We start from the raw sequence: 12,690 nt of genomic DNA on the forward strand, positions 1-12,690 counted from the left end.
CGCCCCTCGCCTAAGGCCTCAGGTCTTCCTCGCCCGGTCCCGCTGGCGCAGCTCGGCCAGCTTTTCCCGGATCCTGATCTCGAGCCCCCGCTCCACCGGCTCGTAAAAGCGCAGGTCGCCCAGCTCCTCCGGCAGATAGCGTTCCCCGGCGGCATAGCCGTCTGCCTCGTCGTGGGCATAGCGGTAGCCGTCGCCGTGCCCCAGTTCCTTCATGAGTTTCGTCGGCGCGTTGCGGATGTGCATGGGCACCTCCAGGCTGCCCGATTCGCGGGCCACGCTCATGGCCTGGTTGTAGGCCTTGTAGACGGCATTGCTCTTGGGCGCGACGGCGAGATAGACGATGGCCTGTGCGAGGGTGAGCTCGCCCTCGGGGCTGCCCAGGCGTTCGTAGGTATCCCAGGCATCGAGCGCGAGCGACAGCCCGCGGGGATCGGCGTTGCCGATGTCCTCGCTGGCCATGCGCACCACGCGACGCGCGATATAGACCGGGTCGCAGCCGCCATCCAGCATGCGGCAGAACCAGTAGAGCGCCGCATCCGGGTCGGAGCCGCGCACCGACTTGTGCAGGGCCGAGATCTGGTCGTAGAAGTAGTCGCCGCCCTTGTCGAATCGGCGCAGGCTCTGGCTGGTCACCTCGACGATGGTGTCGGTGCCGATCTGCCCTGCCCCGTCCGTGCCTGGCTCGGCGAGATCCGCGGCGATCTCCAGCAGGTTGAGTGCGCGCCGGGCATCGCCGTCCGCGGCCTTCGCCAGCAGCTCGCGCGCGGCCGGGTCGATGGTCAGCTCGCGATCGCCCAGACCCTGCTCGCTGTCGGTCAGGGCGCGATCGATGATGCGCGCGATGTCCTCCTCGGTGAGCGACTTGAGGACGTAGGTGCGCACGCGAGAGAGCAGCGCGTTGTTCAGTTCGAAGGAGGGGTTTTCGGTGGTGGCACCGATGAAGAAGATGGTGCCGTCCTCTATATGCGGCAGGAAGGCATCCTGCTGCGACTTGTTGAAGCGATGCACCTCGTCGACGAAGAGCACGGTGCGCCGCCCCTGCTGGTCGCGTGCCAGGCGCGCCTGCTCGATGGCGGCACGGATGTCCTTCACGCCCGAGAGCACGGCGGAGAGCGAGAGGAACTGTGCGCCGCAGTAATTGGCGATGAGCTTGGCCAGCGTGGTCTTGCCTGTGCCCGGCGGGCCCCAGAAGACCATCGAGTGCAGGCGGTCCTCCTCGATCGCCTTGCGCAGCGGCTTGCCGGGGGCCAGCAGATGACCCTGCCCGGCGTAGTCGTCCAGGTGCCGCGGCCGCATGCGATCGGCCAGCGGCTTGAAGTCGTTGCCGTCCTGTGCGAACAGGTCCATTGCGCGCCTGTCCCTATTCCCCGCGGATCACGTCCACACCGGGCGGCGCCTCGAAGCGAAAGTCGGCGGCAGAGATCTGCTCGTTCACCCGCATGTTGGAAAAACGAATCACCGTGCGCTGACCGAACTGGTCGAACAGCACCATCTGTTTCAGCCCCTCGCTGTCCAGCCCGAAGCGGATGCGATGAAAGTCGGTGTCCTTCATCTTCGGCACGATCACCACCCAGTCCATGTCGCCATCGGTGGTCTCCTCGATGATGGTGAAGTCCTCGCCCAGCGGCCGACTCTCGCTGAGCAGCACGATGGGGGTGGAGCCCAGGGCCTCGCCCATGCCGCGAACACTCGCCTGTGCCAGCTCCCTGTCGTAGATCCAGACGAACTGGCCGTCGGCCACGATGGTCTGGCTGAAGGGGGTCTCATAATCCCAGCGAAAGCGCCCGGGACGCAGCAGCTTCATGCGTCCGGCCGCCTCCTGCACGATGACATCGTCCTCGTCGGTGACCGTCTGGGTGAAATCCGCCTTCAGGGTAACGACGTTCTGGAAGAAGAAATCGAGACGCTCCTCGCCACGTCCCGCCCAGGCGGACTGGGCGGCAAGCAGCAGGAGCAGCAACAGGGTTTGAAGCAGTGGTTTCATCATCATCCTTTCGGCGGCGCAGGCGCCAGCACTTCACGTTGACCGTTGGATTGCAGGGGGCCCACCACGCCGGCCGCCTCCATGTCTTCCACCATGCGCGCGGCGCGGTTGTAACCGACCTTGAGGCGTCGCTGCACGTAGGAGATGGAGGCCTTGCGCGACTCGGTGACGATGGCCACCGCCTGGTCGTAGAGCGGATCGCTCTCGGCATCGCCCTCGATGGGCTCGAGACCCGGCACGCCATCGCCGCCGCCCAGCGGTTCCTGTAGGACTTCCTCGATGTAATTCGGTTCGCCGCAGCCGCGCAGGTAGTCCACCACCTTGTGCACCTCCTGGTCGGAGACGAAGGCCCCGTGCACGCGCACCGGGTGTGCCGTGCCCGGCGGCAGGTACAACATGTCGCCGTGCCCCAGCAGCTGCTCGGCGCCCATCTGGTCGAGGATGGTGCGCGAGTCCACGCGCGAGGACACCTGGAAGGCGACGCGGGTCGGGATGTTGGCCTTGATGAGGCCGGTGATCACGTCCACCGACGGACGCTGCGTGGCGAGGATGAGATGGATCCCGGCGGCACGCGCCTTCTGCGCGAGCCGCGCGATGAGTTCCTCCACCTTCTTGCCCACCACCATCATCATGTCGGCGAACTCGTCCACCACGATGACGATGAACGGCAGGGTCTCGAGCTCCGGCGGGCCCGCCTCGGGATCGAAGGCGCGTGCCGCATCCCACAGCGGGTCGCGGATCGGCTCGCCCTTCTCCCGGGCGTCCTTCACCTTGCGGTTGTAGCCGGTGATGTTGCGCACGCCGAGCGCCGACATCAGCTTGTAGCGGCGCTCCATCTCGGCCACGCACCAGCGCAGGCCGTTGGCGGCCTCCTTCATGTCGGTGACCACGGGCGCCAGCAGGTGCGGAATACCTTCGTATACCGACAGCTCGAGCATCTTGGGGTCGATCAGGATCAAGCGGACCTGCTCCGGTGTGGCCTTGTAGAGCAGGCTAAGCAGCATGGCATTAACCGCAACTGACTTGCCCGAACCGGTGGTGCCCGCCACCAGCAGGTGCGGCATCTTGGCCAGATCGGCCACCGTGGCGGCCCCGCTGATGTCCTTGCCCAGCGCCAGGGTGAGTGCCGAGGCCGACTTGTCGTAGGCCGCCGACTCCAGGATCTCGCCCAGGGTGACGATCTCGCGGTTCTCGTTAGGGATCTCCAGCCCCACGGTGGGCTTGCCCGGGATCACCTCGACAATGCGTACGCTCACCACGGACAGGGCGCGCGCCAGGTCCTTCACCAGGTTGGTGATCTTGTTCACCTTGAGCCCCGGCGCAGGCTGCAGCTCGAAGCGCGTGATCACCGGCCCGGGATGCACGGCCACCACCTCCACCTCGATGCCGAAGTCTCTCAGCTTGAGCTCCACCTGGCGGGACATGGCCGCCAGGGCCTCTTCGGAGTAATTGCCGCGGCGCTCGGGTGCCGGGTCCAGCAGGGCGAACGGCGGCAGACCGCCCTCACCCCCCTTGGCCTCGAACAGCGGAATCTGCTTCTCCTTTTCCACCCGTACGCTGGGCTCGGGCTTGGTGATCACCGGCTCGATGCGCGGCTTCTTGCGCTCGGCCTTCTTCACCTTCTCCTTGAGAAAGCTCTCCTCACGCTCCTGGCGCACCTGCCGTGCCGCGCGCCGCTCGCGCAGCTCGTTGATGCGTCCCTGCACCCAGGCCATCGCATCCAGGGTGAGACGCCCGGTGAGGTCCATCACCGCCAGCCAGGAGATGCCGGTAAAGAGGGTGAGGCCGAAGAGGAACAGGGCGAGCAGGATGACCGTGGTGCCGACGAGGTTCAGCACGCCCTCCATGCCCAGGCCGACGACGTCACCGAGGATGCCGCCGGCGAACATGGGCAGGCTGCCCGGGGCGAAGTGCAGTGCCGCCAGCCCGCAGCCGGCGGCCAGGGTGACCAGAAACCCGGCCCAGCGCAGGCCGAGGGTACGCAGGTCCAGGCTGCCATCCTCGTTGCGCCCGCGGTACACCAGCAGGCCGCTGTAGGCCACGATCACCGGGGCGAGGAAGGCCAGGTAGCCGAACAGGGAGAACAGCACGTCGGCGAACCAGGCCCCGGCCACGCCACCGAGGTTGGCGGCATCGGCATGTCCGGTGCCGGTATGCGACCAGCCGGGATCGGCCGGGTCGTAGCTCAGCAGCGCGATCGCCAGGTAAAGTCCTGCCGCGACCAGCACGACCAGCGCCCCCTCGCGCAGGCCATGGCCCACGTGCACGCGCAGCGGGCGGCGCTCCGACTTCTTGGAAGTGGCTTGTGCCAAAGTAATATTCGCTCTTAAGTAGTTCTTGTAATAGCTTGATTATACGCGGGATAGTTCCTCGCGAACACCCGGGTGCACATAGGCGCCATCGCGCACGTTCACGCCCGTGGCAAGCGCCGCGTCGCGCTCCCAGCCCGCTGCCGCCAGGCGCAGCACATAGGGTACCAGAACCGCCGACAGGGCCTGCGACGAAGTGCGCGGAACCGCCCCCGGCATGTTGGTGACGGTAAAGTGCAGCACCCCCTCCTCCACGTAGGCGCCTTCCTCGTAGGTGGTGGGCCGGGTGGTCTCGGCACAGCCCCCCTGGTCCACCGAGACATCGGCCAGCACGCTGCCCCGCGGCATGGCCCGCACCATCTCGCGGGTGATCACCCGCGGGGCATGCCGCCCGGGCACCAGCACGGCGCCCACGGTCAGGTCCGCGCCGTGCAGGGCCTCGGCGACATCATCGCCAAAGGCCTGCAGCCCGGTGACGTTCGGCCCGATGGCGCGGGCCGCCTCCAGCCGGTCGCGGCGCTTGTCGAAGACCGTCACGCGGGCCCCCATGCCGGCGGCGAGCCGGGCCGCGGTGAGGCCCACATGCCCCGCCCCCACCACGACCACGTGGCCGCGCGTGGTCCCCGCCACGCCGCCCAGCAGCACCCCGCGCCCGCCCTGCGGCTGCAGCAGCAACTGCGCCCCCATCTGCACGGCGATGCGCCCGGCGATGTCACTCATGGGCGCCAGCAGAGGCAGCCCGCCGTCCTCCTCCAGGGTCTCGAAGGCCACGGCAGTGAGGCCGATCTCGCGCAGGCGCTCGCCCAGTGCCGGCGCCGCCGCCAGGTGCAGGAAACAAAACAGGCAGTGATGGGGTCTGAGCAACGCGAGGTCGGCCTCCACCGGCTCCTTGACCTTCACGATCAGTTCACCCTGGGCATACAGACTTGCCGCATCCGGCAGCACAGTCACTCCGGCGGCCTGGTAGTCGGCATCGGCATACCCGGCCCTGGTCCCGGCTCCGGACTCGATGAAGACCTCGTGGCCGGCTGCGATCAGTGCACCGCAGGCCGCCGGGATCAGGGCCACGCGGCCCTCGGCCGGCTTGATCTCGCGGGGAATGGCTATGTGCATCCGGGGCTCCTTCACAGGTTGGTGCTGTGGGTTCTGCGCTTTACGCCCTGACGGGCATCCCCTACCATAGCGGGCGGTCCGTCGCGACGCAGCGATTATCTAGCGCCTTGTTTTATAAATAAAATTGCGGAGAAAAGATACATGAGCGAAGCCAGGCATTGTCGCCTCCTGATCCTCGGCTCCGGCCCCGCGGGCTACACGGCCGCCGTCTACGCCGCCCGTGCCAACCTCAGGCCCGTCCTGGTCACCGGTCTCGAACAGGGTGGTCAGCTCATGACCACCACCGATGTCGACAACTGGCCCGGTGACAACGACGGCGTGATGGGCCCCGAGCTGATGGAGCGCATGCGCAAGCACGCCGAGCGCTTCGACACCGAGATCGTCTTCGACCACATTCACACGGCGAAGCTCACCGAGAAGCCCTTCACCCTGATCGGCGACCAGGCCACCTACACCTGCGACGCCCTCATCATCGCCACCGGCGCCTCGGCCATGTACCTGGGCCTCGAGTCCGAGGAGGCCTTCAAGGGCAAGGGGGTCTCCGCCTGCGCCACCTGCGACGGCTTCTTCTACCGCAACCAGAAGGTCGCCGTCATCGGCGGCGGCAATACCGCCGTGGAAGAGGCGCTGTACCTGTCGAATATCGCCTCCGAGGTGATCCTGGTCCACCGCCGCGACAAGCTGCGCTCCGAGAAGATCCTGCAGGACCACCTGTTCGAGAAGGAAAAGAACGGCAACGTCACCATCCTCTGGGACAGCGTGCTCGACGAGGTGCTGGGTGACAACAGCGGCGTCACCGGCATGCGCGTGAAGAACGTGAAGACCGGCGAGACCCGGGACATCGAACTGCAGGGCGTGTTCGTCGCCATCGGCCACAAGCCCAACACCCAGCTCTTCGAGGGACAGCTCGAGATGGCCGGCGGCTACCTCAAGGTGAAGAGCGGCACCGAGGGCAATGCCACGCAGACCAGCATCCCGGGCGTGTTCGCCGCCGGCGACGTGATGGACCACATCTATCGCCAGGCCATCACCTCCGCCGGCACCGGCTGCATGGCCGCGCTGGACGCCGAACGCTACCTCGACAACCTCGCCGCGAAGTAGGCCCATGGCCGGAGGCACCGCCTCCGGCCCCTCCCCCCGCCATGGACATCCGTATCGAGACCTCGCTCGAGGGCATCCAGCCGGCGGAATGGGATGCCCTCGGCGGGCATGCCGACCCCTTCCTCTCCCACGCCTTCCTCAGCGCCCTGGAGCGCCACGACTGCGTGGGCGAGACCTTCGGCTGGTATCCGCGCCACCTCGTCGTGCGCGACGAGACGGGCCGCCTGGTCGGTGCCATGCCCATGTACCTCAAGACCAACTCCTACGGCGAGCTGGTCTTCGACTGGAGCTGGGCATCGGCCTACGAGCGTAGCGGACGACGCTACTATCCCAAGCTCGTCGTCGGCATCCCCTACACCCCGGTCACCGGCCGCCGGCTGCTGGTGGCCGACGACGTGGACGGCGAGGCCATGCGCGACCTGCTGATCGACTCGGCCGTCCGGCTCGCCACGGACAACGGCCTGTCGGGCATCCACTGGCTGTTCCTCACGCCGGCCGACCGGCAGCGCCTGGCGGCACGGGGCATGCTGCTGCGCCGGGACTGCCAGTATCACTGGCACAACCGCGGCTACGCCGACTTCGAGGCCTTTGTCGCCGACTTCAGCGCACGCAAGCGCAAGAAGGTGAAACGGGAACGCCGCCGGGTGGCGGAACAGGACATCCGGCTCCGCACGCTGCACGGCCAGGAACTCACCGACGACGACTGGGCGACCTTCCATCGCTTCTATGTCGACACCTTCGAGAAGAACGCCGGCATCCCGACCCTGAGCCTGGACTTCTTCCGCGAGATCGGCCGCACCCTGGGCGAGCGCATCGTGGTGGTTTTCGCCGAGCACGCCGGGCGACGGGTGGCCGGCGCACTCAACTTTCGCAATGACAAGGCACTGTTCGGCCGCTACTGGGGCTGCGACCGGGACTTCCACAGCCTGCACTTCGAGGCCTGTTACTACCAGGGCATCGACTACTGCATCGCCGAGGGCCTGACCCGCTTCGAGCCCGGCGCCCAGGGCGAGCACAAGATCGCGCGCGGCTTCCTCCCCACCACCACCTGGTCCGCCCACTGGATCCTCGATGAGGACTTCCGCACCGTGATCGACACCTTCTGCCGCCGCGAACGCGGCTTCATGCAGGAGCGCTGCCAGGAACTGCTGCGCGAATCGCCGTTTCGTGAGGATATCGACGTGCAAGTCGACCGCGATTCGGGCGAGAATGGCTGAATGCGCACCAATCCCTACAATGGCAAGGACATGCCCGCCGAGGCGAGCGCCCTGCGCTATCGCGTGAGCCTGATGACGCCCACCAAGCGCTCCTTCTCCTACTCGGTCGCCACCCACATGGGTGCCTACAAGGCCGTGGCCATTGCCGTGGAGGCGCACATGGTGGCCGCCCCCAACGAGCGGGTGTACAAGCTCAGCGTCACCGAACTGCCGGGCGACAAGCGTGACGGGGCGGACCTCTACGACCGCTTCGAATGGTGACGACCGACGCGGGACCATGGCGCTCAATCTCATGAACCGCATCCACTGGCTCGACCCGCTGGACCCCGACCAGCCCTTCCCGCCCGTCTCCCGTGCCCTGCGCGATCCCGACGGCCTGCTGGCCGCCGGCGGCGACCTCTCCACCCCCCGCCTGCTGCGGGCCTACCGTGCCGGCATCTTTCCCTGGTACGAGGCGGGCCAGCCCATCCTCTGGTGGTCGCCCGATCCGCGCACCATCCTCTACCCCGAGGACCTCAACATCAGCCGCAGCCTGCGCAAGGCCCTGCGCAACCGGCCGTACGCGGTGACCTTCGATACGCGGTTTCGCGAGGTGATGCAGGCCTGCGCCGCGCCGCGTCCCGACCAGCACGGCACCTGGATCACCCCCGAGATGATCGAGGCCTACTGCGCGCTGCACGCAGCCGGCCATGCCCACTCGGTGGAGGTGAGCGACGACACCGGCCGGCTGGTCGGCGGGCTCTACGGCGTGGCCATCGGCCGTGTGTTCTTCGGCGAATCCATGTTCAGCCGCGTGCGCGACGGCTCGAAGATCGCACTGGCCTGGCTGGCCTGCCACCTGCAGCATTGGGGCTATCGCCTCATCGACTGCCAGCAGGCCACGCCGCACATGCTGCGCATGGGCGCACAGGGCATACCGCGGGAGACCTTCAGCGCGCTGCTGGACGAATACTGCCCCCGCCCGGGACAGGCCGCCCCCTGGCGGACGGCCCCGGCGCTCGACGTGGCGAACTGGCAGCCGCAGCGCGAGGACGGGTGCCCGTGATCGCGATCGCATTTCCTGCAACCCGGGGAGTATGAGACGCCGAAACGCGAGGGGGTTCACGCTGAGGCGCGGCCCCGCCCCCTAAGCTGGCTATCCATCACGGCGACACAGACAGCCCGGAGGGTAGCCCCATGCGTTCCGAAGACGCCCTGCAGCAGACGGTGCTGCGCACCACCCACATGCCGAGCACCCAAGACCGGCTGCGCCATGGCCTGGCGCAGCGCTGGCCCCAGCTCTACGGACTGGTACTCGTCCTCACCGCCCTGCCCGGCGCCGTCTTTCCCTTTGCCTTCCCGCTGCTGGGCGTGGCCATGCTGGCCTCGCTGGCAGGTCAGCTGTTCGCCCTGGACACCGGTTTTTCCTTCCAGCTCTTCCTCTCCCACCTTGCCCTGCTGGTACTGGCCGGCGCGATGAGCTGGTACCTGTGGCAGGAACGGCCGGTCCTGCCCCAGGGACGGCGCCTGGACGCGCGCGAGGCCCCGCTGCTTTACCCGCTGCTCGCCGACCTGCAACAGCACTTCGGCAAGGTGGACTTCGAACAGATCATCCTCTCGCCCGAATACGAGCTGCGCGTCGAGCGCACGCCGGTCAACGGCTATCCCCTGCGGCTGCGCAACAGCCTCATCATCGGCCTGCCGGTGCTGGAATCGCTCTCGGCGCCCCAGCTGCAGGTACTGCTCGCCCGCGAGGTCGGCTACCTCGCCCAGGCCCGTCGCCGTCCAGGCGCCTGGCTGATGGCCGTCGACGACATCAGCCGTGCCTATCGCAGTCACTACCGGGCCGGCTGGGGCCCGCAGCAGCTGCTGCCGCGCCTGTTCTACGCCCTGCACGCGCCCGTCTATGCATGGATGAGTCAGGAACACGGGCGCCAGGAACAGCGTCTGGCCAACCATCATCCGATGGAGCTGATCAACGACGACGTGGTCGCCCAGGCCCTGGTCAGCGACCACTTTGCCCAGTATGTCATGCACCACCAGTACTGGCCGGCCATCTACAAGGGCGCCCAGCGTCACCCGACGCCCAAGCATCCGCCTTACCTCAACCTGGAAAACTACATGCGCCGCGCCTACCGCAAGGGCGCCAGTGCCTACTGGCTGACCCACGTGCTCGGCCATTACCAGAAGACGCCGCATGGCCCCACGCTCGCCGAGCACCTGCAGGAGATCGGTCACAGCCGCATCCCCGAGCCGCGCGGTTTCGACCAGCCCGCCTCGCGCCAGCTCCTGCCGGCCCGCCTCGATGCCATCCGCGTCCAGATGGACCGCGCCTGGCTGGACGAGAACCTCGCGGCCTGGAAGCAGCAGTACAGCCAGAACCAGCGTCAGTGGGAGCGCATGAAACAGCTGATCGTGCAGGCCCAGAACGGGCGCCTGCCGGCAGAGGACGCCTGGGAATGCGCCCAGCTCATCCAGGCCCAGCTCAACGATCGCCACGAAGTGAGCGGCTATTACCGCCAGCTGCTCACCGCCTGCCCCGACTGCGCCCGCCTGCACTACTTCATCGGCCGCTATCTGCTGGCCGGCAACGAAGCGGACGGGGTGCAGGCCATCGAGTCGGCCATGCACCAGGATGCGGGCTACGTGCCGGACGGCTGCCAGCTGATCACGCGCTACCTGATGCGCACGGGGCAGCGCAAGGCCGCCCAGGAATACCGGCGCAAGGCGCTTGCCTACGGGGTGACGGCCGCCGACTGAACAGACATCGCCCCAGTCAGAGCAGGTGACGCCCGTCGAAGACATCGCAGTCGAGGGCGAAGGGATCCACGCCCTCGATGCAGCCCAGGTTGGCGCGATAATGCCCCGGCACGCGGGCGGTGATGTGGAAGGGATAGATGCCGCAGTGGCGGCAGAAATAGTGCTTGGCGGTCGCGGCCCCGAACTCGTAGAGCCCCAGGGCACCCTCCTCGGCCTCGATGTGAAAACGCTCCGGCGGGATCGCCTCGGGTGTCATCATCGCGCCCTTGCGCGCGCAGATCGAGCAATTGCAGCGCAGGCCGCGTGTGATCGGCTCTCCCTCGAAACTGAAGCGCACGGCCCCGCAATGACAGCTTCCGCCATGTTGCATCATCATGCCCTCCCTGGGCGGTTATTGTCCCGTCGGGACGCACGCGGCTATTTTCCGGCCGCCTTGCCCTTCGCGACGATGTAGTCGGTCACCGCGAACAGCACCCCCGATAAGACAAAGGTGAGGTGAATGATCACCTTCCACATCAGTATCTCCTGGCTGACCTCGGCGGCATTCACGAAGGCCTTGAGCAGCTCGATGGCGGAGATGGCGACAATGGCGCCGATGAGCTTGATCTTGAGGTCCGAGAAACCCACCTTGCCCATCCAGCCCGGACGGTCCTCGTGATCGCCCAGTGCGAACTTGGAGACGAAGTTCTCGTAGCCGCTGAGCGCGATGATCAGGAGCAGGCTGGCCAGCAGGGCGACGTCGACCAGTGTGAGGATGCTGACGATGGACTCCTGCGACGTGAGCGTGAACAACCCGCCGAGCAGGTGCCAGAGCTCCTTGAAGAACTTCACCAGCAGGGCGATGACCGCCACCATCAGGCCGGCGAAGAGCGGCGCCAGCAGCCAGCGGCTGCCGAACAGGGCGGCCTCGAAGAGGTGTTCGAACTTTTTCATCATCGGTCGTCCATCTCGTCCGTCGTAAGACAATGGCATCGATTCTGCCACCATGCCCCGCCACGAAAAAGGCCCCGGATCACCGATCCGGGGCCTTTTTTCATGACGGCTGCATGAAACACGCTCAGTCGGTCATGTTGTCCATGATGGAGCGCTTCACCTCGTCCAGGGTCGCATCCACGGTCAGCACCGGGGCGGTGGACTGCTTGATGGCCGTGTCCGGATCCTTGAGGCCGTTGCCGGTCAGGGTACAGACCACGCTGCTGCCCTCGGGGATCTTGCCGTTCTTGATGTCGCGCATCGCACCGGCCAGCGAGGCGGCGGAGGCGGGCTCGCAGAACACGCCCTCGGTCTCGGCCAGCAGCTTCTGTGCGGCGAGGATCTCCTCGTCCGTGCACTCGTCGAACCAGCCGCCGGATTCCTCCTTCACCTTCCAGGCCATGTCCCAGCTCTGCGGGTGGCCGATGCGGATGGCGGTGGCCACCGTCTCCGGGTTGTCGACCATGTGGCCGCGCATGAAGGGCGCGGAACCCGCGGCCTGGTAGCCGATCATCCGCGGGCGGTTGCCGACGATGGCGCCGCCGGCATACTTGCAGTGGCCCTTGCAGAAGGCGCAGGACTCGGTGACGTGGTCGCCGGAGGCCGAGGAATACTCGCAGTAGCCGATCCAGTGCGCGGTGATGTTGCCTGCATTGCCCACCGGCAGGCAGTGGTAATCCGGCGCGCGCCCCAGCTCCTCGATGATCTCGAAGGCGGCGGTCTTCTGCCCCTGCAGGCGATAGGGGTTGATGGAGTTGACGATGGTGACCGGGGCCTGTTCGGCCACCTCCTTCACCAGGCGCATGCCGTCGTCGAAGTTGCCCTTGATCTGGATGGTGACCGCGCCGTACATCATGGCCTGGGCCAGCTTGCCCATGGCGATCTTGCCGTCCGGGATGAGAACGAAGGCGGTGATGCCGGCCCGCGCGGCATAGGCCGCGGCGGCCGCCGAGGTGTTGCCGGTGGAGGCGCAGATGATGGCCTTGCTGCCCTCTTCCACCGCCTTGGTCACGGCCATGGTCATGCCGCGGTCCTTGAACGAACCCGTGGGGTTCAGCCCCTCGAACTTGACGTAGATGTCCACGTCCTTGCCGAGTTTCGCCGGGACGTTGTGCAGGCGGATCAGCGGGGTGTTGCCCTCGCCCAGGCTGATGATGCGCGTGTCGTCGTGCACCGGAAGGCGGTCGCGGTAGCGCTCGATCAGGCCGGTATAACGGGGTCGAAAAGGCATGGGATTGTCCTGTTGATTCAGATA

Annotated in this window: 12 protein-coding genes; 5 read left to right on the forward strand and 7 right to left on the reverse strand. The window is 67.0% G+C overall.

The window, feature by feature from the left end; all coding sequences use genetic code 11:
• Positions 1-18 precede the first annotated feature (18 nt).
• Genes HUJ28_10535 through ald form a run of 4 tightly spaced genes read right to left on the reverse strand, consistent with a single transcriptional unit; the run spans position 19 to position 5,406 of the window.
• The gene (locus HUJ28_10535) at positions 19-1,347 is read right to left on the reverse strand and encodes a replication-associated recombination protein A (GenBank protein ID MBD3619900.1); all 1,329 of its coding nucleotides are present in this window, start codon (positions 1,345-1,347) and stop codon (positions 19-21) included.
• A 13-nt stretch (positions 1,348-1,360) separates the two neighbouring features.
• Entirely contained in the window at positions 1,361-1,987 is a 627-nt protein-coding gene (gene lolA / locus HUJ28_10540; protein MBD3619901.1) for an outer membrane lipoprotein chaperone LolA, read from the reverse strand.
• Positions 1,987-4,296, reverse strand: coding sequence for a DNA translocase FtsK 4TM domain-containing protein (locus tag HUJ28_10545; protein ID MBD3619902.1), 2,310 nt, complete (start codon positions 4,294-4,296; stop codon positions 1,987-1,989). Before HUJ28_10545 ends, lolA begins: the two co-directional genes overlap by 1 nt.
• A 39-nt stretch (positions 4,297-4,335) precedes the next feature.
• Positions 4,336-5,406 (reverse strand): alanine dehydrogenase, encoded by a 1,071-nt coding sequence (gene ald / locus HUJ28_10550; protein ID MBD3619903.1) that lies wholly within the window; start codon positions 5,404-5,406, stop codon positions 4,336-4,338.
• Positions 5,407-5,547: 141 nt separating this feature from the next.
• Here ald and trxB point away from each other — a divergent pair, with 141 nt between their 5' ends.
• The 5 genes from trxB to HUJ28_10575 all read left to right on the forward strand — a co-directional run bounded on the left by trxB (position 5,548) and on the right by HUJ28_10575 (position 10,463).
• Positions 5,548-6,507, forward strand: a complete 960-nt coding sequence (trxB, locus tag HUJ28_10555) for a thioredoxin-disulfide reductase (GenBank protein ID MBD3619904.1) — start codon at positions 5,548-5,550, stop codon at positions 6,505-6,507.
• Between the two features lie 41 nt (positions 6,508-6,548).
• Positions 6,549-7,724, forward strand: coding sequence for an N-acetyltransferase (locus HUJ28_10560; protein ID MBD3619905.1), 1,176 nt, complete (start codon positions 6,549-6,551; stop codon positions 7,722-7,724).
• Complete coding sequence (locus tag HUJ28_10565; GenBank protein MBD3619906.1) at positions 7,725-7,985, forward strand: hypothetical protein; 261 nt, start codon at positions 7,725-7,727, stop codon at positions 7,983-7,985.
• A gap of 16 nt (positions 7,986-8,001) precedes the next feature.
• Positions 8,002-8,769 carry a leucyl/phenylalanyl-tRNA--protein transferase gene (locus HUJ28_10570; GenBank protein ID MBD3619907.1) on the forward strand — a complete coding sequence of 256 codons (768 nt, stop codon included), beginning with the start codon at positions 8,002-8,004 and terminating at the stop codon, positions 8,767-8,769.
• Between the two features lie 131 nt (positions 8,770-8,900).
• Positions 8,901-10,463, forward strand: a complete 1,563-nt coding sequence (locus HUJ28_10575; GenBank protein ID MBD3619908.1) for a hypothetical protein — start codon at positions 8,901-8,903, stop codon at positions 10,461-10,463.
• A gap of 16 nt (positions 10,464-10,479) precedes the next feature.
• Here HUJ28_10575 and HUJ28_10580 read toward each other — a convergent pair whose 3' ends face one another.
• From HUJ28_10580 to HUJ28_10590, 3 genes are all read right to left on the reverse strand, one after another.
• Positions 10,480-10,839 carry a GFA family protein gene (locus HUJ28_10580; GenBank protein ID MBD3619909.1) on the reverse strand — a complete coding sequence of 120 codons (360 nt, stop codon included), beginning with the start codon at positions 10,837-10,839 and terminating at the stop codon, positions 10,480-10,482.
• A 41-nt stretch (positions 10,840-10,880) separates the two neighbouring features.
• Positions 10,881-11,399 carry a TIGR00645 family protein gene (locus HUJ28_10585; protein MBD3619910.1) on the reverse strand — a complete coding sequence of 173 codons (519 nt, stop codon included), beginning with the start codon at positions 11,397-11,399 and terminating at the stop codon, positions 10,881-10,883.
• A gap of 121 nt (positions 11,400-11,520) precedes the next feature.
• On the reverse strand, positions 11,521-12,666 hold the full coding sequence (locus HUJ28_10590) for a threonine synthase (GenBank protein MBD3619911.1): 1,146 nt from the start codon (positions 12,664-12,666) through the stop codon (positions 11,521-11,523).
• Positions 12,667-12,690 lie beyond the last annotated feature (24 nt).

This window comes from Chromatiales bacterium (genome assembly GCA_014762505.1).
Lineage (GTDB): Bacteria > Pseudomonadota > Gammaproteobacteria > SpSt-1174 > SpSt-1174 > SpSt-1174.

Coding starts and splice junctions, on each gene's coding strand:
- HUJ28_10535 (MBD3619900.1), bottom strand. CDS start 1,347: ATGGACCTGTTCGCACAGGACGGCAACGACTTCAAGCCGCTGGCCGAT.
- lolA (MBD3619901.1), bottom strand. CDS start 1,987: ATGATGAAACCACTGCTTCAAACCCTGTTGCTGCTCCTGCTGCTTGCC.
- ald (MBD3619903.1), bottom strand. CDS start 5,406: ATGCACATAGCCATTCCCCGCGAGATCAAGCCGGCCGAGGGCCGCGTG.
- trxB (MBD3619904.1), top strand. CDS start 5,548: ATGAGCGAAGCCAGGCATTGTCGCCTCCTGATCCTCGGCTCCGGCCCC.
- HUJ28_10560 (MBD3619905.1), top strand. CDS start 6,549: ATGGACATCCGTATCGAGACCTCGCTCGAGGGCATCCAGCCGGCGGAA.
- HUJ28_10565 (MBD3619906.1), top strand. CDS start 7,725: ATGCGCACCAATCCCTACAATGGCAAGGACATGCCCGCCGAGGCGAGC.
- HUJ28_10570 (MBD3619907.1), top strand. CDS start 8,002: ATGGCGCTCAATCTCATGAACCGCATCCACTGGCTCGACCCGCTGGAC.
- HUJ28_10575 (MBD3619908.1), top strand. CDS start 8,901: ATGCGTTCCGAAGACGCCCTGCAGCAGACGGTGCTGCGCACCACCCAC.
- HUJ28_10580 (MBD3619909.1), bottom strand. CDS start 10,839: ATGATGATGCAACATGGCGGAAGCTGTCATTGCGGGGCCGTGCGCTTC.
- HUJ28_10585 (MBD3619910.1), bottom strand. CDS start 11,399: ATGATGAAAAAGTTCGAACACCTCTTCGAGGCCGCCCTGTTCGGCAGC.
- HUJ28_10590 (MBD3619911.1), bottom strand. CDS start 12,666: ATGCCTTTTCGACCCCGTTATACCGGCCTGATCGAGCGCTACCGCGAC.